The sequence below is a fragment of the Pseudoselenomonas ruminantium genome (genome assembly GCF_900104055.1).
Taxonomy (GTDB): domain Bacteria; phylum Bacillota; class Negativicutes; order Selenomonadales; family Selenomonadaceae; genus Selenomonas_A; species Selenomonas_A ruminantium_C.
On sequence record NZ_FNJQ01000001.1, the window covers coordinates 151,941 to 171,674 of the forward strand.

The 19,734-nt window shown below is 53.5% G+C and carries 20 protein-coding genes and 1 tRNA gene; 2 read left to right on the forward strand and 19 right to left on the reverse strand.

Features of this window, described 5'->3' with window-relative positions:
- Nucleotides 1-8 precede the first annotated feature (8 nt).
- From nadC to BLQ59_RS00750, 13 genes are all read right to left on the reverse strand, one after another.
- Nucleotides 9-851, reverse strand: coding sequence for a carboxylating nicotinate-nucleotide diphosphorylase (gene nadC, locus BLQ59_RS00690; RefSeq protein ID WP_176756680.1), 843 nt, complete (start codon nucleotides 849-851; stop codon nucleotides 9-11).
- A gap of 16 nt (nucleotides 852-867) precedes the next feature.
- Nucleotides 868-2,511, reverse strand: a complete 1,644-nt coding sequence (locus BLQ59_RS00695; RefSeq protein WP_074570746.1) for an L-aspartate oxidase — start codon at nucleotides 2,509-2,511, stop codon at nucleotides 868-870.
- On the reverse strand, nucleotides 2,496-3,425 hold the full coding sequence (gene nadA, locus BLQ59_RS00700) for a quinolinate synthase NadA (protein WP_074570748.1): 930 nt from the start codon (nucleotides 3,423-3,425) through the stop codon (nucleotides 2,496-2,498). Before nadA ends, BLQ59_RS00695 begins: the two co-directional genes overlap by 16 nt.
- A 161-nt stretch (nucleotides 3,426-3,586) precedes the next feature.
- Nucleotides 3,587-3,979, reverse strand: a complete 393-nt coding sequence (rpsI, locus tag BLQ59_RS00705) for a 30S ribosomal protein S9 (protein ID WP_073088428.1) — start codon at nucleotides 3,977-3,979, stop codon at nucleotides 3,587-3,589.
- Between the two features lie 20 nt (nucleotides 3,980-3,999).
- On the reverse strand, nucleotides 4,000-4,440 hold the full coding sequence (gene rplM / locus BLQ59_RS00710; protein WP_014425018.1) for a 50S ribosomal protein L13: 441 nt from the start codon (nucleotides 4,438-4,440) through the stop codon (nucleotides 4,000-4,002).
- A 204-nt stretch (nucleotides 4,441-4,644) separates the two neighbouring features.
- Nucleotides 4,645-5,787 carry an RNA polymerase sigma factor RpoD gene (rpoD, locus tag BLQ59_RS00715; RefSeq protein WP_073089319.1) on the reverse strand — a complete coding sequence of 381 codons (1,143 nt, stop codon included), beginning with the start codon at nucleotides 5,785-5,787 and terminating at the stop codon, nucleotides 4,645-4,647.
- A gap of 41 nt (nucleotides 5,788-5,828) precedes the next feature.
- Nucleotides 5,829-7,631, reverse strand: coding sequence for a DNA primase (dnaG, locus tag BLQ59_RS00720; protein ID WP_074570750.1), 1,803 nt, complete (start codon nucleotides 7,629-7,631; stop codon nucleotides 5,829-5,831).
- A 159-nt stretch (nucleotides 7,632-7,790) separates the two neighbouring features.
- Entirely contained in the window at nucleotides 7,791-8,807 is a 1,017-nt protein-coding gene (locus BLQ59_RS00725; protein WP_074570753.1) for a deoxyguanosinetriphosphate triphosphohydrolase, read from the reverse strand.
- Between the two features lie 100 nt (nucleotides 8,808-8,907).
- Nucleotides 8,908-9,507, reverse strand: a complete 600-nt coding sequence (locus BLQ59_RS00730) for a nitroreductase (RefSeq protein WP_074570755.1) — start codon at nucleotides 9,505-9,507, stop codon at nucleotides 8,908-8,910.
- Between the two features lie 8 nt (nucleotides 9,508-9,515).
- A complete protein-coding gene (gene dhaM / locus BLQ59_RS00735) occupies nucleotides 9,516-9,902 on the reverse strand; it encodes a dihydroxyacetone kinase phosphoryl donor subunit DhaM (protein WP_074570757.1) in 387 nt (128 codons plus the stop codon).
- Between the two features lie 46 nt (nucleotides 9,903-9,948).
- Nucleotides 9,949-10,572, reverse strand: coding sequence for a dihydroxyacetone kinase subunit DhaL (gene dhaL / locus BLQ59_RS00740; protein ID WP_074570759.1), 624 nt, complete (start codon nucleotides 10,570-10,572; stop codon nucleotides 9,949-9,951).
- 15 nt (nucleotides 10,573-10,587) lie between these two features.
- Nucleotides 10,588-11,577, reverse strand: a complete 990-nt coding sequence (gene dhaK / locus BLQ59_RS00745; RefSeq protein WP_074570762.1) for a dihydroxyacetone kinase subunit DhaK — start codon at nucleotides 11,575-11,577, stop codon at nucleotides 10,588-10,590.
- Nucleotides 11,578-11,661: 84 nt separating this feature from the next.
- Nucleotides 11,662-12,042: a universal stress protein gene (locus BLQ59_RS00750; RefSeq protein ID WP_014425027.1), complete on the reverse strand. Its 381-nt coding sequence runs from the start codon at nucleotides 12,040-12,042 to the stop codon at nucleotides 11,662-11,664.
- 190 nt (nucleotides 12,043-12,232) lie between these two features.
- On the opposite strand from BLQ59_RS00750, the gene BLQ59_RS00755 reads away from it, so the two are divergent.
- A tRNA-Pro gene (locus tag BLQ59_RS00755) sits at nucleotides 12,233-12,309 on the forward strand.
- 148 nt (nucleotides 12,310-12,457) lie between these two features.
- Nucleotides 12,458-12,766 (forward strand): thioredoxin, encoded by a 309-nt coding sequence (gene trxA / locus BLQ59_RS00760; protein ID WP_074570765.1) that lies wholly within the window; start codon nucleotides 12,458-12,460, stop codon nucleotides 12,764-12,766.
- A 681-nt stretch (nucleotides 12,767-13,447) separates the two neighbouring features.
- On the opposite strand, the gene BLQ59_RS00765 is transcribed toward trxA, so the two are convergent.
- The 6 genes from BLQ59_RS00765 to BLQ59_RS00790 form a co-directional block, all read right to left on the reverse strand.
- A complete protein-coding gene (locus BLQ59_RS00765) occupies nucleotides 13,448-14,131 on the reverse strand; it encodes a Crp/Fnr family transcriptional regulator (RefSeq protein ID WP_256324560.1) in 684 nt (227 codons plus the stop codon).
- 92 nt (nucleotides 14,132-14,223) lie between these two features.
- Nucleotides 14,224-15,171, reverse strand: a complete 948-nt coding sequence (locus tag BLQ59_RS00770) for a ribose-phosphate diphosphokinase (protein ID WP_074570771.1) — start codon at nucleotides 15,169-15,171, stop codon at nucleotides 14,224-14,226.
- 148 nt (nucleotides 15,172-15,319) lie between these two features.
- Complete coding sequence (gene glmU, locus BLQ59_RS00775) at nucleotides 15,320-16,684, reverse strand: bifunctional UDP-N-acetylglucosamine diphosphorylase/glucosamine-1-phosphate N-acetyltransferase GlmU (protein WP_074570774.1); 1,365 nt, start codon at nucleotides 16,682-16,684, stop codon at nucleotides 15,320-15,322.
- Nucleotides 16,685-16,705: 21 nt separating this feature from the next.
- The gene (locus BLQ59_RS00780) at nucleotides 16,706-17,419 is read right to left on the reverse strand and encodes a GntR family transcriptional regulator (RefSeq protein WP_074570776.1); all 714 of its coding nucleotides are present in this window, start codon (nucleotides 17,417-17,419) and stop codon (nucleotides 16,706-16,708) included.
- 24 nt (nucleotides 17,420-17,443) lie between these two features.
- The gene (gene ispE / locus BLQ59_RS00785) at nucleotides 17,444-18,313 is read right to left on the reverse strand and encodes a 4-(cytidine 5'-diphospho)-2-C-methyl-D-erythritol kinase (RefSeq protein ID WP_074570780.1); all 870 of its coding nucleotides are present in this window, start codon (nucleotides 18,311-18,313) and stop codon (nucleotides 17,444-17,446) included.
- 18 nt (nucleotides 18,314-18,331) lie between these two features.
- Entirely contained in the window at nucleotides 18,332-19,720 is a 1,389-nt protein-coding gene (locus BLQ59_RS00790; protein WP_074570783.1) for an aminopeptidase, read from the reverse strand.
- Nucleotides 19,721-19,734 lie beyond the last annotated feature (14 nt).

Consider the following 19,734-nt stretch of genomic DNA (forward strand, 5'->3'; position numbering starts at 1 on the left):
TTTATGCCTTATTTTATTTCCCCGATATCCATGCTGATATCCAAGGCCTTGACGCTATGTGTCAAAGCGCCGACAGAAATCACATCCACGCCGCTTTTGGCAGCTGCCGCCAAAGTCGTTTCATCAATGCCACCTGAGGCTTCCACCACGGCCCGATGGTCGATCAATCTGGCCGCCTCGGCCATCAGCTCCGGTGCCATATTGTCGAGCATGATCACATCGGCCTTACCAGCCAGTGCTTCCTCAACACCAGCCAGATCCTCTACTTCAATCTCAATCTTCGTCATATGGGAAGCATAGGCTCTGGCCCGCCCCAATGCTGCCGTGATGCCCCCAGCCACCTGGATATGATTGTCCTTGATCAGGATGGCATCATAAAGCCCCAGACGATGGTTGGCGCCGCCGCCGACTTTTACCGCATACTTATCCAGCAAACGCAGGCCCGGCGTGGTCTTACGCGTATCCACAAGCTTTGCCCCGTAAGGTGCGGCAATCGCAGCCAGCTTATGCGTGCGGGTTGCCACACCGGACAGATGCTGCAACAAGTTCAGAGCCAGCCGTTCCCCCGTCAGGATAGCCCGTGCCGGACCATCCAGCGTCGCAATCACCGAAGTCGGCGTAAGTTCCGCGCCATCTTCCAGCACTTTGTTGAATTGGATATCCGGCTCCAGCAGGGCGAAAACCCGCTGCGCCACATCCACACCAGCCAGAACCCCCGTATCCTTGGCATGGATGATCGCATGGGCTGAAGCCCCTTCCGGAACCGTTGCTAAAGTAGTGATATCGCCGCTGCCCACATCCTCCTGCAGCCAGCCTTTGATTTTCTCGTCCAATCCTAATATATTCATCATTAACATCCTTCCCCTTTTATACCATGCCCAACGTAACTGCCGCGGCAATATTTTCTTCTCCGAAGCGTTCTGCTTCATCATAAACCTTGCGCCGATCCCCAAAATGCTGGCGCAGGAATTCATCCTTATCCGGATAATCGGAACGGTAATGAGCGCCACGGCTTTCCCGCCGGCGCTGGGCCCCATGGAAAATCAACGCACCGCAGAGCAATGCCGAGCGTAGATCCAGTTCGGCAGGCGTATCTGCACTGGTCCCCTCATAGCTTGCAGACAACTGACTTAACTTTTCTTCCCCCACGCTCATTTCCTGCGCCTCACGGGTAATCCCCAGATAACGACTCAGGATCTGCTGACCGGCTTCCCGGTCAGCCAACACACCAGCATGTTTTTCCGCAGCCAAAGACTCTTCCCGCCAGAAAAGCCCTGCCTCAGCCTGTGGCAGTCTCGTCTTGCCGATAATCGTCGCTACCCGGCGGCCAAAGACCAGCCCTTCGAGGAGGCTGTTGCTGGCCAGACGGTTTGCCCCCTGCAGACCAGTGCAGGCTGTTTCCCCGCAGGCATAGAGCGCCTCGATATTCGTGCGTCCCCAGATATCCGTATGCACACCGCCCATCATATAGTGGGCCGCCGGAGCAATGGGAATCAGGTCTTTCTCGATATCCACACCATAATCCCGGCAAGTCGCCGCAATCATCGGGAATTTCTCCGTCACCTTTTCGATATGGCGGGCATCGAGCCAGATATGGCTGGTTTCGGCCCTGGTCATTTCCTGGAAAATGCAGCGGGCCACCACATCACGCGGCGCAAGCTCCGCCAGCGGATGGCGTTCCGGCATAAAGCGTTTGCCTTCACTGTTCAAAAGATACGCCCCGGCACCACGCACGGCCTCGGAAATCAGGAAATTCGGGCAGCCTTTGAGCGCCAGCGCCGTGGGATGGAACTGCACGAATTCCATATCCGTAAGTTCCGCCCCGGCACGAGCCGCCATGGCCATGCCGCTGCCCGTAGCCCCCTCCGGATTAGTCGTATGCTGGAACAAGCGCCCCAAACCACCTGTTGCCAGTACCGTGTGTTTGGCCCGCAGGCAGATCTTGCGCCCATGCCAGAGAGCCGTCACCCCATAGCAGCGTCCTTGATGCACCAGCAGATCCACCACATAGCAGCCTTCCAATGTGCGGATATTTTTCTCACGGGCTGCCATCGCATTGAGTGCCCGCGCTACCTCTGCACCTGTGGCATCCCCATGGCTATGGACAATGCGGTTGCGGCTATGGCAGCCTTCGCGTCCCAATGAAAGCGTGCCATCTGCATTGTGGTCAAATTCCGCCCCATTTTCGGCCAGCCAGCGGATATCCTGCGGCCCTTCCGTCACCACCATACGCGAAACGGACTCATTGCTGAGCCCCGCACCTGCGACCAGCGTATCAGCCAAATGCAGCTCCGGATTGTCATCCATTCCCAGGGCTGCCGCGATACCGCCCTGTGCTTTACTGGTATTGCTGTCCTGCAGAGTATCCCGCACCACCAATAACACATGATGACCATGACGGGCCAGCTGACAGGCCGCTGTGAGTCCGGCCACGCCGCTGCCAATCACCAGGCATTCCGTCTGCCGCGTTTCCATCCGTCGGGTATCGAAATTCATCAAATAGCGCTGCATGCTGTTTCCCCCTTTATTGCCAGCATCCGTTCCAAGGCCGCTACAGATTTCAGGCGGATATCCTCCGGCACCACCACTTGCGGCTCCATCGTCAGCAAAGCATCCCGTACCTTTTCCAAGGTCGTTTTCTTCATATTCACGCACAGCAAGCGGCGGGAAGCCAGATGGAATTTCTTCTGCGGGCAACGCTCGGTCAGTTCATACATGACACCCTCCTCAGTGGCAATGATAAACTCCTCCGCTTCGCTCTCCTCGGCAAATTTGATGATACCGCTCGTACTGCCCACATAATCGGCCAATGCACAAAGTTCAGCCCGGCATTCCGGATGCATCAGCACTAGCGCCTGCGGGTACTTTTCCTTGGCCGCCTGGATTTCTGCCACGGTAAGGTTCCCATGAATCGGACAACCGCCCTGCCATTTCAACAGCTTGCGGCCGCATTGCGTTTCCGCCCAGGAGGCAAGATTGGCATCGGGAACAAAGATAACCTCCTTATCCCGAGGCAGAGAGGCCACCACGGCGGCAGCATTGGAAGAAGTACAGCAGATATCGCTCATGGCCTTGACCGCAGCCGGCGTATTGACATAGGAGACGATCAGCGCTTCCGGATGCTCTTCCCTGGCCTTGCGCACCTCTCCCGTAATGGCATCGGTAAACATCTGACAGCCGGCATCCACAGCGGGCAGCAGGGTAATCTTGTCCGGCGACAGGATATTGGCCGTCTCGGCCATAAAGCGCACACCGCAGAACACGATCACCTCAGCATCCGTAGCTGCTGCCTTCTGGGACAAACCGAAAGAATCCCCGCTGAAGTCCGCAATCTCCTGAATCTCCTCCGGCTGATAGACATGCGCCAGGATAATCGCCTTGCGCTCCCGCTTCAGCCGCATAATTTCCTCAATGATATCTTCCATACGTAACTCCCCATAAAAAAAGTAATAGCATTGCTTACTGTCATGACAGTAGACAATGCTATTATAAACGCAATCAAAACATCTGGCAAGTGAAATGAAAAAATTGTACCAAAAAACCCGCCAGCAAAATGCTGACGGGCATAATTCCAACGGTAATGAAATTAACGCTTGGAGAACTGGGAAGCCTTGCGGGCTTTCTTGAGACCGTACTTACGGCGCTCTTTTTCACGCGGGTCACGCGTAACAAAACCAGCTTTTTTCAGAGCCGGACGGAGTTCAGCGTCCATTTCCATGAGTGCACGGGTGATACCGTGACGGATTGCGCCTGCCTGACCAGATACGCCGCCACCTGCTACGTTAGCGATAACGTCATACTTGTCAACAGTTTCCGTGAGGTTCAGAGGCTGACGAACGATGAGTTCGAGAGTCTTCAGACCAAAATATTCTTCCATGCTACGACCGTTGATCGTAACCTTGCCTTCGCCTGGAACCAGACGAACACGGGCAACGGAAGACTTTCTGCGGCCAGTGCCGTAATAGCTTACTTGTGCCATTTATATGTTCCTCCTCCAGATTAGCGAATGTTCAGCTCGAGCTTTTCCGGCTTCTGAGCTGCATGCGGATGCTCGCTGCCAGCGTAAACGCTGAGCTTGCGGTACATCTGAGCACCGAGACGGTTATGCGGCAGCATGCCTTTTACAGCGTGCTCAATAACGCGTTCCGGGAACTTTTCGAGCATCAGGCCAGCGGACGTGAACGTCGTGCCACCCTGATAACCGGAATGACGGAAGTACGTCTTATCCGTAAGCTTCTTACCCGTAAATTTAACCTTCTCTGCATTGATGACGATGACATAATCACCCGTATCAACGTGCGGAGTAAAGGTCGGTTTATTTTTACCGCGAAGAACTTTAGCAACTTCAGCTGCGAGACGGCCGACAGTCTGCCCTTCAGCGTCTACAACATACCATTTACGCTCAACGTTGGATGCATTTGCCATAAACGTTGTCTTCATGCGTGTTTCCCCCCTAATAAGTTCAAATAATATTCGATATGTGATACTCTCGTGACTGGCTTCCGGGGCTAATGGATGCCATGCCCGTAACATCACAAAGAACATTTTACGCAAAAACGGCCAACAAGTCAAGAACTTTTTCTGATTTTCCTAAGAAAAATTTTTCAAAGTTTCCTGACCTGCCGGCCGTCATCTATTCATTCCTTAATCCAGGAAATCCTTCAACTTGCGGCTGCGGCTCGGATGGCGCAGCTTGCGCAGGGCCTTTGCCTCAATCTGGCGGATACGCTCACGAGTAACGCCGAAGCTCTGGCCTACTTCCTCGAGCGTGCGTGCCCGGCCATCATCGAGGCCGAAACGCAGGCGCAGGACCTTTTCCTCACGCGGCGTCAGCGTATCAAGCACTTCTTCGAGCTGCTCCTTGAGGAGCATGAAGGAAGCTGCATCGGCCGGTGCCGGTGCATCCTGGTCTTCGATAAAGTCGCCCAGATGGGAATCTTCCTCTTCGCCGATTGGCGTTTCCAGCGATACCGGCTCCTGGGCAATCTTCATGATCTCCCGGACGCGCTCCACACTGATATCCATTTCCTTGGCGATTTCTTCCGGCGACGGTTCGCGTCCAAGCTGCTGCAGAAGTTGACGTGATACGCGAATCAGCTTGTTGATGGTCTCGACCATATGCACCGGAATGCGGATAGTACGAGCCTGATCGGCAATGGCGCGGGTAATGGCCTGACGAATCCACCAGGTAGCATAGGTACTGAATTTATACCCCTTGGTATAGTCGAATTTCTCAACGGCCTTAATCAGACCTAAGTTGCCTTCCTGGATCAGATCCAGGAACAGCATGCCGCGGCCCACATAGCGCTTGGCAATGCTGACAACCAGTCGCAGGTTGGCTTCTGCCAGACGCTTCTGGGCGATTTCATCGCCTTCCTGCATGCGCTTGGCCAAAGCCACCTCTTCATCAGCCGTGAGCAGAGGCACGCGGCCGATTTCCTTCAGATACATGCGCACGGGATCATCAATGCTGATGCCCTCGGGCACGGAGAGGTCAATCTCGACTTCTTCCGCGTCCTTGTCGTCAATATCAATATCATCATCCCCTACATCCGTAGTAGAGGAGTCATCCACAATCTCGATACCCTGCTGGCTGAAGGTATCATACATGCGGTCGATTTCGTCAGGGGTGAGGTCTTCCTGCTGGAGAGCTTCTACGAGTTCTCCATAAGTCAATGTACCACCGTTTTTGTTTCCTTTGGACAAAAGATTTTCCACAATCTGCGAACTGTGGTTCTTACTGCCAGCCTCAGCCTGCGCGACACCCTTCTTTTTCGCTTCAGCCATTCAGCATACCCCTTTCCACGACCTTAATATTCCATACGATTTCACTCAAGTTGCAATTCTTCCATTTCGGTTTTAATTTGCTGGGCCTTATTGAGTTCCTCAATATAACCCGTATCCCCGGCCTGGGATAATTCCATGGCCCGTTGGGAATGTCTGATGTAGCACAGGTTCAAATATGCCTTGCGCAACACACCTACTGCCTTGGTATAGGCATCGGTTTCACTGAGGACGCCCAAGTCCTCCACCATGGCCCTTGAGAGTTCGGCCACAGCTTCCTCGCTTAACTTGTCAGCGACCTCAATATCATTAGTTTTCTGCCCTTGGGCGGCTAAATCCTGCAAGTAAAGAAAAATTTCCCGCTGGGCCTTGTCGCCGATTGACTCCAAGGGCACCATCGCAGCCAGATGCTGCAGGATACCGCTGTCCTGCCAGGCCAGACGGATGGCTATGCGCCCCGCCCGCTGCAGGGCCGTATCCGTGCGCCGGCTGACCTGCCGGATGGGCGCCCGTGGTGCTTCCGCCTCCGGCAGTGGCAGAGGCTGACGGCTGAACCTGCGCAGTTCATCCCGCACGATGCCCTCATCCAAGAGCAGGGCCTGCGCCAGACGCTTGACATACTCGCCAAGCAGTGCTGGTTCCCGAATTCCCGACAGCACCGGCAGCATGGCATGGAGGGCCTTGACCTTGCCCTCCAACGTATCATAAGCAAAATGCTTCAGCACATATTGCAGGCGGTATTCCACCAGCGGCAAAGCTTTTTTCACCAACTCCTGAAAAGCCGGTGCACCGTGCTTGCGGATGTACTCATCGGGGTCCTTGCCATCCGGCACCACGATGACCTTCACATCCGCACCTGTGCCCTGCACGATGGATAAAGCTCGGATAGTAGCCTTCTGTCCCGCCTCATCACTGTCATAGCAGAAATAGATGGCAGGCGCATAGCGCAGCAGCAGCTTGCCATGTTCCGGCGTAAAGGCCGTCCCCAGGGAAGCCACCACATTTTTCACGCCGGCGCTGAAGACGGAGATGGCATCCATATAGCCTTCCACCACGATGGCAAAGCCGGCATTCTTTATCGCCCGGTGCGCTCTGTCCAGCCCGAAGAGGATGCGCCGCTTATTGAAGATGACCGTTTCCGGGGTATTCAGATACTTTGGCGTGCTGTCATCGAGGACGCGCCCGCCAAAGCCAACCACCCGGCCCCGTTCATCGGCAATCGGAATCATGACGCGGTTGCGGAACCGGTCATAGACGCCTTCACCATTCTTGCGTTCTGCGGCCAGCCCCCCTGAGAGCAAATATTCCTGCTTCACTCCACGCTTCAAAAAGGCGGTGGACAACTTATCCCAGGCATTAGGGGCAAACCCCAGTTTGAATTCTTCAATGGTTTCCGCTGAAATGGCACGGCCTTCGAAATAAGCCTTCCCCGGCTCACCCAACCTTGTCATGGTCAGGCAGTTATGAAAAAAGTCCCGCGCCATCTCATTGACCTTGCGCAAATCTGCAATCTCCCGCTCCCGGGCCAGCTCCTGCGGCGACTTCTGCCGCTGCGGCATCGGTATGCCGAGCTTTTCTGCCTGCAGCTTAATAGCTTCAAAATAGGAAATGTTTTCAATCAAAGATAAGAACTTGAACACATTCCCTCCGGCGTGGCAGCCAAAGCAATAGAAAAAGCCCTTGTCGGGAACCACGGAAAAAGAAGGGGTTTTCTCGCCATGAAAGGGGCAGCAGCCCCAATACCGGTTACCCTTGCGCTTCAAGGGAACATAGCTTTGCACAACCTGCAGGAGGTCTGACTGAGCATTGACTTGCTCGACAAACTCATCCATTTCCTCTCTGTGCATAAAAACCCCTCTTCTAGTCTGACCATGCTGATTTGCAAGATACTCGTATACAATTCGCTATTTTTTAGCAATATCCTTCTTTTTTTCGAAAATTTTCTGCGTTTACTATAACATTTTTTGCATACAGTTCTTTTACATTATAGTATTCTACCCGCTTTGTCAATATCCTTTTTTATTTTTTTCCACCGTCCGGCCCATCGGCGGCATGAAAATCTCTTCAAAAAGAGCCACCGCATAGCTGTCTGTGAGCCCGGCCACATAGTCCGTGACGATCTGCTGCCGTCCCCAGCGGGCTTCGCGCTGGATGAACTCCACCGGCAGTTCTCCTGTATGCTGCAGGAAGTAATGATAGAGCTCCTTCAGGACAAAGGAAGCCTGCTCACGTTCCCGCGAAAGCTGGTCCGAATGATAGATATGCTCGAACATGAAGTTCCGGAATACATCCATGACCTGCTTGATGGCCGGCGACTGCAAGATTTCGCCGGTGCCCTGCGAGGTCATGATCATATCCGCCACCATGCTCGTAATCATCCGCGAAGTATCCGGTCCCAATTTCGCATAGACCTCTGCAGGCAGATCACCGGGCTTCAAAAGCCCCGCCCGCAGGCTGTCATCATAATCATGGCAGAGATAGGCAATGCGGTCAGCCGTGCGCACGATACGGCCTTCCAGCGTCTTGGGCAAATGCCTGCCCGTATGATTGACAATGCCGTCCTTGACCTCAAAGGTCAGATTGAGCCCCTGACCGCTCCGCTCCAGATACTCCACCACCCGCAGGCTCTGCTCGTTATGGGTGAAATGCCCCGTTAGCTCGGCCATCACCGACTCACCGGCATGGCCAAAGGGCGTATGCCCCACATCATGTCCTAATGCAATGGCCTCTGCCAGATCCTCATTGAGCTGCAGCCCCCGGGCAATGGTCCGGGAAATCTGCGCCACTTCGAGGCTGTGCGTCATACGGGTGCGGTAGTGGTCACCGGCCACGATATAGACCTGCGTCTTATGCTTCAAGCGGCGGAAGCATTTGGAATGGAGGATGCGGTCCCTGTCGCGTTGGAATTTCGTGCGAAAATCGCATTCCTCCATGGGGTATTTGCGTCTTGCCTCCCGGCTCTTGGCTGCCAGAGGCGACAAAATCCTATATTCCTGTTCCTCCGTGCGTTCCCTGATTTTCATTTCTGTCACCTCCGTTAATTTGCTGAAATTCTCACTCAATATTATACACGAATTGGCGCAAATGAAAAGCGGAGGTTATCCCTCCGCCCTGCATACGGCCTCAGCCGATATAAGTCACTTCATTGCCTTTGATATTCACGATATTGCGGTTGGGCAGCCCATCCGGCATATCCGGATAGCCCAGGCTCAGGGAAGCAAACACCCATTCATTCTCAGCCATGCCCAGTTCATGCAGATAGTCCAGCAGCACTGGATTGTCCTGCAGCCAGCGCAGCTGATTGATCCAGCAGGCGCCCAGGTCCAAAGCATTGGCCGCCAGCAGCATGTTTTCCATGGCCGCGCAGGCATCTGCCATATTATTGCCATAGTCTTTCTTATTGGCTACCACAATCAGCACCGGGGCATTGTACTTGAAGACGTAATTACCCTTCTTGGACAGCTTGATGGCGCCGCCAATATTGGCTTCATTATCCGGTGTAATCTCCATCTTGGCAAACTCGGACTGCACGAGCTCCACCAATCTATCCAATACTGCGGCATCGCGGATCACCAGAAAGTGATTCGTGTTCTTGCTCTTACCGCTAGGTGCCCGGCGGCCTGCTTCGATAACTTTCTCCAACAAATCATCGGCCACCATCTCCGGTTTGAACTTGCGGGTACTGTGCCGGGTAGCAATTACATGCAATGCGTCTTTTTCCATGATATCTCCTATTCCGGGAACTTACGGACATTGTAAGCTTCCTTGATCTTGACCGCCAATTCTTCCAGGGTAATGCCGCCGGTGGATTCCACGGCTGCCAGCACGGCGCCTTCCACCAGAGGACAATCCAGCATCATGACCTTCTTGTCCTCCATATCCTCCACCACGATTTCCGTGGTCATCACGGCACTGCCCATATCCATCAGCACGGCTACGCCGTCTTCTGAATAGACTTCTTCCACAGCCGCACTAATCCTGGCATAGCTTGTCCCCAGCTCCCCATCTTCCAGACCGCCAGCTGCTGCCAGTGGCGCGTTTGGTGCCATCATCCTGGCGATTTCCACCACTCCTGCTGCTAATTTTTCGCTGTGTGATACGATTACTATCCCGACCAAATTTCTCCCCCCACCGAGAAAACTTCTACATCCTTTTCAAAAAGGCCTATAGACATTTTACCATTTCTTCGAGCATATATAAAGAGGATGTTGCCCCCGGGTCCTGATGGCCAATGCTGCGCTCACCTAAATAGCTGGCCCGGCCCTTGGTGGCAATGATGGTCTTGGTGTATTCCACGCCCTCTTTGGCTGCGGCCACGGCTTTTTCCAAAGCTTCCTTGAGTTCCGCGCCGCCATCTATGGCTTCAGACAAGGCCTTATAAGCCGGACAAAGGGCATCGAGCATGGTCTTTTCGCCAGGTTCGGATTTGCCCCGCATCTTGATGCCGCCAATGGCTGCTTCCATCGCGGCGGCAAAGTCGGCGGCGCTGGCCTCCGTCTTCCCCTTGAGAATATTGCCTGCTTTCATGAACGCCGTACCATACAGCGGGCCCGAGGCGCCGCCCACATGGGAAACCAGCTGCATCCCCACGCCCTTGAACAGGCCGCCGATATCGCCATTTTCCACTTCCGGTAGTTTTTCCAATACGGCTTTAAAGCCCCGCTCCAGATTGATGCCGTGGTCGCCATCACCGATTTCATTGTCGAGCTGCGTTAAAAAGTCTTTTTCTGCTTCCATCCGTACGGCAATGGCCCGGATGATTTCTGCTGCTTTTGCTGTGTCTAACATGATCTTTCTCTCCTCTTAGCGTTTCAGAGCCGGCGTATCTGCCTTGGCATCATAAAGGGTCTTCATTTCCCCATCGAGCCGCAGGAGCGTCAGGGAAAACCCTGCCATCTCGATGGAGGTCATATAGTTGCCGACCATCGTGTCATAGACCTTGATGCCCTGTTCCTTTAGATAATCCTGCACGAAATTGTTGATGATATAGAGTTCCATCAAAGGCGTAGCGCCCATGCCATTGACCAGCACCACGACTTCCTGCCCCTTGTAGTCAATATCGGCCAGGATCTTGTCCAGCAGTTTCTTGGCCGTTTCATCAGCCGTGCTGAGCTTCTCGCGCGTCGTGCCCGGCTCGCCATGGATGCCGATGCCGATTTCCACTTCATCCTCGGCCAGTTCAAAGCCCGGTTTACCAGCGGCAGGCACCGTACAAGGAGAAATAGCCATCCCCATCGTGCGGACATTGGCGATGACCTTTTCCGCTACGGCTTTGACTTCCGCCAGGCTTGCCCCGGTTTCGGCCTTGGCCCCAGCGATCTTGTGTACCAGCACAGTCCCGGCCACACCACGGCGCCCCGTCGTATAGAGGCTGTCCTTGACGGCCACATCATCATTGACCACCACATAATCGGCTTCGATGTCCTCATCTTTTGCCATGTCGATGGCCATCTCAAAATTCATCACATCACCGGTGTAATTCTTGACAATGCAGAGTACGCCCTTGTCCGCAGCCACGGCCTGAATCCCGGCCAGAATCTTATCCGGCGTCGGTGAGGTAAAGACCGCACCAGCCACTGCGGCATCGAGCATGCCCTCGCCGACGAAGCCGCCATGTGCCGGTTCGTGCCCGCTGCCACCGCCACTGACTAAAGCAACCTTACCTTCTTTCTTCTGCGCCCGGACGACGATATTGCCCTCCGCCAATTTCTTCAGTTTCTGGGGGGCTGATTTCACCAGGCCGAGAATCATCTGTTCCTCTACTGAATCTACACCGTTGATCAGTTTCTTCATTATCCATATCCTCCCTTGGGCCTGCTGCCCTGTTTATACATAACAACAGACAGTTCCCCTCCAGAAACTGCCTGTCTGGTATGTTTATTTGATGACCATTACAGGAATAGGTGATTCCTCAATGACCTTCTGGCTCACGCTGCCAATCAGGGCACCTTTGAAAAGGCCGAGGCCGCGGCTGCCCATGATGATCATATCGCTGTGTTCCTGTGCAGCCACGCGAATGATGGCCTTGTGGATGCTGCCAGTCTCCACATGCTTGGCAGCCCGCAAATCTTCCGGAATCTTCTCCCAGATGCGGTCAAAGACTATATGACTGGGAATGTCCTTGTTGATATTGCTGGACACATAGACAAAATCCAAATCGGCTTTGCATTTCTCTGCGAGAAAAATCGCCTCATCCACCGCCTTGCAGCCATTAACCGAACCGTCAACGGGCACGAGGATTTTTTGAATCTTCCCCATACTAAAACCTCCCCACGAGTTTATTCATCACTTTGTTTATTATTTCGCGCCTGCCCGGTATAAATCCTGCAAAACAGCCTGAGAAAATCCACGCTGCACCGACTTTTTCACGCGCTGTAATTTTTTTGCATATTTAAAAAAAAATGCTTGACAGGAGTAGTGATTATCCGTATAATATTTCTTGTGATTGCGGGATGTGGCACAGTTTGGTAGCGCGCTTCGTTCGGGACGAAGAGGCCGCAGGTTCGAATCCTGTCATCCCGACCATTGAGAGGTCAAGCCAGTAACTTCGGTTGCTGGCTTTTTTGCTATATTGTTTTAAATTCATTGTGAGCCAATCACATACAAGCAGCCAGCCAGATGCTATAATCAAGGCAATAAGAAAACATGACGCAAATACAAGGAGGAAACGATTATGGCAACGACAGTCATTACGAAAGATAATTTCCAAGGCGAAGTGCTCGACCAGCAAGGTACGGTACTGATTGACTTCTGGGCAGAATGGTGCGGCCCCTGCCGGATGCTCTCCCCCGTCATCGATGAAGTCGCCGCAGAGAACCCGTCCATAAAAGTCGGCAAAGTCAATGTGGACGAACAGCAGGAACTTGCCGCCCAGTTCGGCATCATGAGCATCCCCACCCTGCTCGTATTCAAGAACGGCCAGAAAGTCAACGAATCCCTGGGGCTTATTCCCAAGGAACAGGTGGAAAAACTTATCGGCTAAAAAGGAAAGTAAAATAATCCCTGATATCTCAAAATCCCGCCGGCACTAAATGCCAGCGGGATTTTGTAAATTGCAGTTTATGCGAGCTTAAAATAACTTGTTACAACGCAGTGGGGCGGAGGTGGGAATACTTTTGCGCCGCTCGCTAAAATGACCCGCCAGCATAAATAGTGCTTTCTAGTCACCTGCGCCGGGCAGGCCGGCGGCGCGTATGTTCAGCTCAGTATCTAGCAACTAATGCTTGCGGGCCATCCCTCACTACGTTCGGGCAGTCGCTCGTTTGCGCAAAAGCATCCCCACCTCTGCCCAAAGTTACGATTGTATCTGTCTGCCACGTTTCGGCTAGAAGCTGCAATCACATCGATGTTCTTGTTACGGGAGCAACGGTTCGTGTCGATTGCAAATTCCGTATCTTGGGGCGAACGGGGGCGTGCTTTTGCTGTGGGAGCGACAGTCTGAGCGCAAGCGAAGACCGGCCCGACGCAGGTAATATCTAGAAAGCACGCTGAAAGACGCGCCGTTGGCCTGCCCGGCGCATCCAGCTAAACAACTCTAAAATTGCAGGGAGGGACGTTTAGCGGAAACAGCAAAAGTACGCCCCCGTTCACCCCTGACTACGTATGAACAAGATACTATTCAGCACGTACTAATCAACAAACTGCAATTTATATGCGCGCTCTTTTATTTTCCAGCCAATTGTTCCATCGCTTCCCGGTCGATGATCTTGATGCACCCGCGGGAGTTTTTGATCAGACCTTCCTGATTGAAATACTTCACGAGGCGGCTGACCACTTCCCGGGCCGTGCCCATAAAGCGGGCAATCTGCTCGTGCGTCAGATGGATTTCCTCTGAGCCGTTTTTCTCGCTTTCTTCCAATAAGAAGATGGCGAGCCTGCGGTCGGCGGAGAAAAACAGGACCTGCTGCATCTTCCAAAGCATATCGGACAGGCGGCTGGTCGCCATCTCATAGCCATAGCATCGCACCAAGAGATTGCTATCGGATAATTTGCGGAAAGTCGGGGACTTGATCAGCAAAGCTTCTGTATCCTCCTCTGCATCCACATAGACATCAAAGGTCAGGGAATCCAGCACACAAGGAGCAGACAGGACGCCCACATCATTGGCAAAGAGCCGATAGAGCGTGACTTCCCGGCCATCTTCCGACATGGTATAGACACGAAGCTGTCCTTTCTTCAACAGATGCACACCAATGCAGTCCAAAGTTCCCTGATGAACATGTGTTCCTTTAGGATAATGCACAATTTTCGATCCTTCTATCAATCGTTCCTTCTCCGCCGTTGACAATTGCGGCCAAAAGTCAAAATGCTTGATAAACAGATCCATGAACTCTGATTCTGAGGCCACGAAAATCCCCTCCCCTGTTTAATATCACGTAAAAAAAGCGCCCCCGTAAAGGGGGCAACTTTCTGCTGCGTTCTTCCCAATCCCGATAAATCTTAGCGGAAGAGCTGGCTTACAGAGCGGTGGCTCTGGATGCGCATGATGACATCACCGATTGCATCTGCCAGGGACAACGTCACGAACTTGTCGGAATGTTTTTCCGGCGGCAGCGGAATCGTGTTGGTGATGACCAGCTTTTCAATGCAGGAATCGTTGATGCGCTGCACAGCCGGATCACTCAGGATAGCATGGGAGCAGGAAGCGAACACACGCTTAGCACCCTGTTTTTCCAGAGCCTTGGCACCTTCGCAGAGGGAACCAGCCGTATCGACGATATCATCGATGATGATAGCCGTCTTGCCCTTTACATCGCCGATGAGGTTCATAACCTCAGCGCAGCCCGGTTTCGGACGGCGCTTCTCGATGATGGCGATTGGAGCATGGAGATGGTCAGCCAGTACGCGGGCACGGGTTACGCCGCCCAGGTCCGGGGATACAACGACAACATCATCCAGCTTCTGGGAGCGGAAATAGTTGGCAATAGTCGGAGCTGCTGCCAGATGATCCACAGGGATATCGAAGAAGCCCTGGATCTGGCCAGCATGGAGGTCTACGGTTACAACGCGGGTTACGCCAGCGGTAGTCATGAGGTTGGCTACCAGCTTTGCAGAAATCGGTTCACGGCCGCGAGTCTTGCGGTCCTGACGAGCGTAAGCATAGTAGGGAACAACTGCCGTTACGCTATGAGCGGAAGCGCGCTTGCAGGCATCTGCCATGATCAGCAGTTCCATCAGGTTGTCATTTACCGGATAGGAAGTCGGCTGAATGATGAAGATATCCTTGCCGCGAATGCTCTCGCTGATCATTACCTGGGTTTCACCATTGTTGAAATGACCGACATATGCATCGCAAAGATTCACGCCGATGTGATCAGCAATCTCTTTTGCCAGCTGCGGATTAGCGTTACCGGTCAGGATGCATAAGTTTCCAGTGTCTAAAGCCATTTTGTAAAAGTCCTCCAAATCTTTCTTTTCCTAAAAGTTAACACATCTTGGGGAAGTGACACATGTCACTTTCTATCTACAACAGTATAGCACTGTTTGTATTTAACATAAAGCCCTATTTATGCTTGTTTCGCCAATTATTTGCAACTTATTTGCGCTTGTCAGCCCAGCCTTCGATATTCGTCTGGCGTGCACGGGCGATAGCCAGGTTGTTGCTGGGCACTTTCTTGGTAATCGTGGAGCCGGCACCGATATAAGCACCATCCTCTACTTCCACAGGTGCCACGAGGTTGGAGTTGCAGCCAACAAAGGCATCGTTGCCAATCTTCGTGCGGAATTTGGTCTTGCCATCGTAGTTGACGGTAATCGTGCCGCAGCCCATGTTGACGCCGGAACCCATGTCCGTATCGCCAATGTAGGAAAGATGCGGCAGCTTGGAGCCTTCGCCTACTACAGAGTTCTTGACTTCCACGAAGTTGCCCATCTTGACGCCAGCCATCAGGTGGGAGTCCGGACGGATATGGTTGAACTGGCCGAGGATCACGCCGTCATCGATCACGCAGTCATGGTAGTAACCGAACTGTCCCATGACGTTGTTTCCCATCTTGACATCCTGCAGGCGGACGCAGGGGCCCACTTCACAGTCCTCACCAATCACGGTATTGCCTTCAATCCAGGTCTGCGGATAGATAACCGTATCGCGGCCGACCTTGACATCAGCATCCACATAGGTGGTATCCGGGTCCATGATCGTTACGCCTTCAGCCATCAGTTCTTCATTCTTGCGGCGGCGCAGGATTTTCTCGGCGCCGGAGAGCTGCAGGCGGGAGTTGATGCCCAGCGTAGACTCATAATCATCCGCAGCCACGGCCCAGATCTTTTCGCCCTGCTTCTGGAGAATTTCCAGCACGTCCGGCAGATAGTATTCGCCCTGGGCGTTGTCATTGGTCACCTGCTTCAGGGAGTCAAACAATGCGCGGGCATCAAAGCAGTAGATACCGGAGTTGACTTCCTTCACGGCGCGTTCTGCTTCCGTCGCATCCTTATGCTCCACGATCTTGAGTACGCTGCCGTCTTCAGCACGGATGATGCGGCCATAGCCCGTGGCATCCGGCATGATGGCCGTGAGCACCGTAGCCTTGGCCTCTGCCTTTACATGGGACTCGTAGAGATTCTTGAGCAGGTCGCCCGTCAAAAGCGGCGTATCGCCGCAGAGTACCATGACCGTGCCCTGTTCGTCTTTCAAGAGATCTGCGGTCTGCAGGACTGCATGGCCTGTGCCCAGCTGTTCCTTCTGCTCGGCAAATTCAATCTCGCTGCCCAGAGCCTTGCGGACTTCTTCACCGCCAAAGCCCGTGACCACGATATTGCGCTTGGCACCGGCAGCCTTGGCAGCATCGATGACATGCTGCACCATGGACTTGCCGGCTGCCTTATGCAGCACTTTCGGAAGCTTGGATTTCATACGGGTGCCCTTGCCGGCGGCAAGGATTACAGTTACTAAATCAGACATTTTATCAGTGTCTCCTCACATTTATTTCTTGGCTTTTTTCGCCTTGGCCTGCTTTTCATGTTCCAAAGCCTCCATGGCTTTGAGCAGCGTCTTTTCCGAGTTTTCCATATGGAGCTCCGCCGCCTTGCTGGCTGCCTTGCGGTCACCGTTGGCAATGGCCTCCACGATTTTCTTGTGCTCTTCCAGCGTCTCTTCCAAACGTCCCGGATAGGACATGGACAAAGTGCGGAAGCGCGTCAACTGGTCGCGCAGATTCGAGATGATTCCCACCAGGCGCTCATTGCGGGCTGCATGATACATGGTATCGTGGAATTCGATATCGGTTTCCACGATTTTATCAATGTTGCCGTCCTTGATATAGCCGCCAATAATCACCAACAGACGCTGCAGATGCTCCAGCTCATCATCCGTGATATGATCCGCCGCCAAACCGTTGGACAGAGATTCCAACGCCGTGCGGATCTCGAAGATCTCATTGATATCGCGAATGGACATGCTGGCCACATAGGTGCCCCGGCGGGGCATCATCACCACATAGCCCTCTAATTCCAGCTTGCGGATGGCTTCCCGCACCGGTGTGCGGCTGACGCCCAATTCCTCAGCCAGCTGGATTTCCATAATGCGCTCACCAGGCTTCAATACGCCATTGCGAATGGCTTCCCGCAGGGATTCGCACACTACTTCCCGCAAAGGCTGGTAGCTGTCAAGTTTTATCGGAGCTAATCTGTTCTTCATATAGGCCTACCTCATTTGCAAAAATTACGCTTTTATGCGGTTCATCTGAAAGGTACGGGTGACAAAGACATCCGCATTGGTTTCCTGGCGCAGGACATTGGCGATGGCCTCTGCCTGTTCCCGGCTGCGAGCCAGGCCAAAGACAGTCGGGCCGCTGCCGGACATCATGCTGGCCATCGCGCCGTTATCGAGCATCATCTCTTTGTATTCCGCAATCACATCATACTTTTTAATAGTAACACTTTCCAGCACATTACACAATAACCCCGCCACGGCTTTTCGGTTCTTGCGGGCAATAGCTCGCTCAATGGCCTTATTGTCCGGATGTTTTTCCGCGCCCTGCTCATCATAATTTTGATAAGCCCAGGCCGTGGATACGGAAATGCGGGGTTTGGCCAGCACCACCCAGGTCTCGGGCATATCGGCAAGGCGCGTGAGCACCTCGCCACGCCCCGTGGCCAGCATGGTGCCGCCCATGATGCAGAAGGGAATATCCGAGCCCAGCTGCGCGCCGAGTTCACAGAGTTTCTGCTGCGAAAGACCGAGGCCATAGAGCTCATTCATGCCCTTGAGCACGGCCGCCGCATCGGCACTGCCGCCCGCCAAACCTGCCGCCACGGGAATGCGCTTCGTCAGTTCGATGCGCACGCCGCCCTGCAGGCCGCATTCCTGGCGGATAATCTCTGCCGCCCGCCAAGCCAGGTTCTTTTCGTCGGCTTTGAGCCAGGGCACATTGATTGAAAGTTCAATGGCGCCATCCGTCTTTTCCAAGGTCAGCGTATCGTGCAGGCCAATGGTCTGCATGACCATGGCTACCTCATGGAAGCCATCTTCGCGCTTGCCCAAGATATCCAAAGTCAGATTGATCTTGGCATTTGCTTCAACTGTTACCATCGTTTCTCTCCCTCAAGCTCAGGCTTCCTGCAGGAAGGCCATATAGCCCTTCTTCACTTCATACACGTCAATCTTGCTCGTGACTTCCCAGGGCGCATGCATGCTCATGACGCCTACGCCGCTGTCAATCACCTGCATGCCGTAAAGGCTCATGATATAGGCAATGGTGCCGCCGCCGCCCAAATCCACCTTGCCGAGCTCGGCCAGCTGATAGTGGACATTATGCTTGTCCATCATGGCACGCAGCTCGCCGAGGTATTCGGCATTGGCATCATTGGAACCGGATTTACCGCGGGCGCCCGTGAACTTGTTGAACACCATGCCCTTGCCCAGATAGGCGACATTCTTCTTGTCATAAGCACTGGCATAAAGCGCATCATAAGCGCTCGATACATCCGAGGACAGCATCTTGCAGTTGGCCAGCAGACGGCGCAGACCGAGTTCGCTATACACACCGCAGGCATTCATGACCTCAGCCACGGTGTTCTCAAAGAAGCGGGACTGCATGCCCGTAGCACCTACGCTGCCAATCTCTTCCTTGTCCACGAGCAGGCAGCAGGAAGTGCGCTTGACCTCTTTCATATCGAGCATTGCCCGCAAAGATGTATAGGAGCAGACACGGTCATCCTGACCATAGGCCAGGATCATGCTGCGGTCAAAACCCAGTTCCCGGGCTTTGCCAGCCGGTACCAAGCAAAGTTCTGCAGACTGGAAATCTTCCTCTTCAAGACCATATTTATCCTTGATCAGCTGCAGCACGCCAGCCTTGACGCTTTCCTTGTCATCTTTTTTCAGCGGATAATTGCCCACGAGGATATCGAGGCTTTCCCCTTCGATGACCTTGGCGGCATTCTTCTTCATTTGTTCCTGGGAAAGATGAATCAAGAGATCCGTCACGCAAAATACCGGATCATTCTCATCCTCGCCGATGCAGATTTCCACCACGGAGTCATCTTTCTTCGCCACAACACCATGCATGGCCAGCGGCAGGGTTACCCACTGATACTTCTTGATGCCGCCATAGTAATGCGTATCCAAGTACGCCAAACCGCCATCTTCATAGAGCGGATTCTGCTTGACATCGAGACGGCAGGTGTCGATATGGGCACCTAAGATATTCATGCCCTGCTCGATCGGTTCCGTACCGATATTGAAGAGCACGAGGGCCTTTTCCATATTGACCGCATAAACTTTGGCACCCGACGTCAGTTTTTCGCCGCTCTTGATGATATCGGCCAGATTGCGGTAGCCGGCAGCTTCTGCCTGTTTGACCGCTTCTTTGACGCTTTCCCGCTCCGTCTTGCAATTCGTCAGGAATTCACGATAGCCCTGGTTGAGTTCTTCCAGTTCCTGCTTTTCCTTATCGCTGTACTGGCTCCAGATGGAGTCTTTCTTTTCTTCGCTCATATGTAAACCTCCTC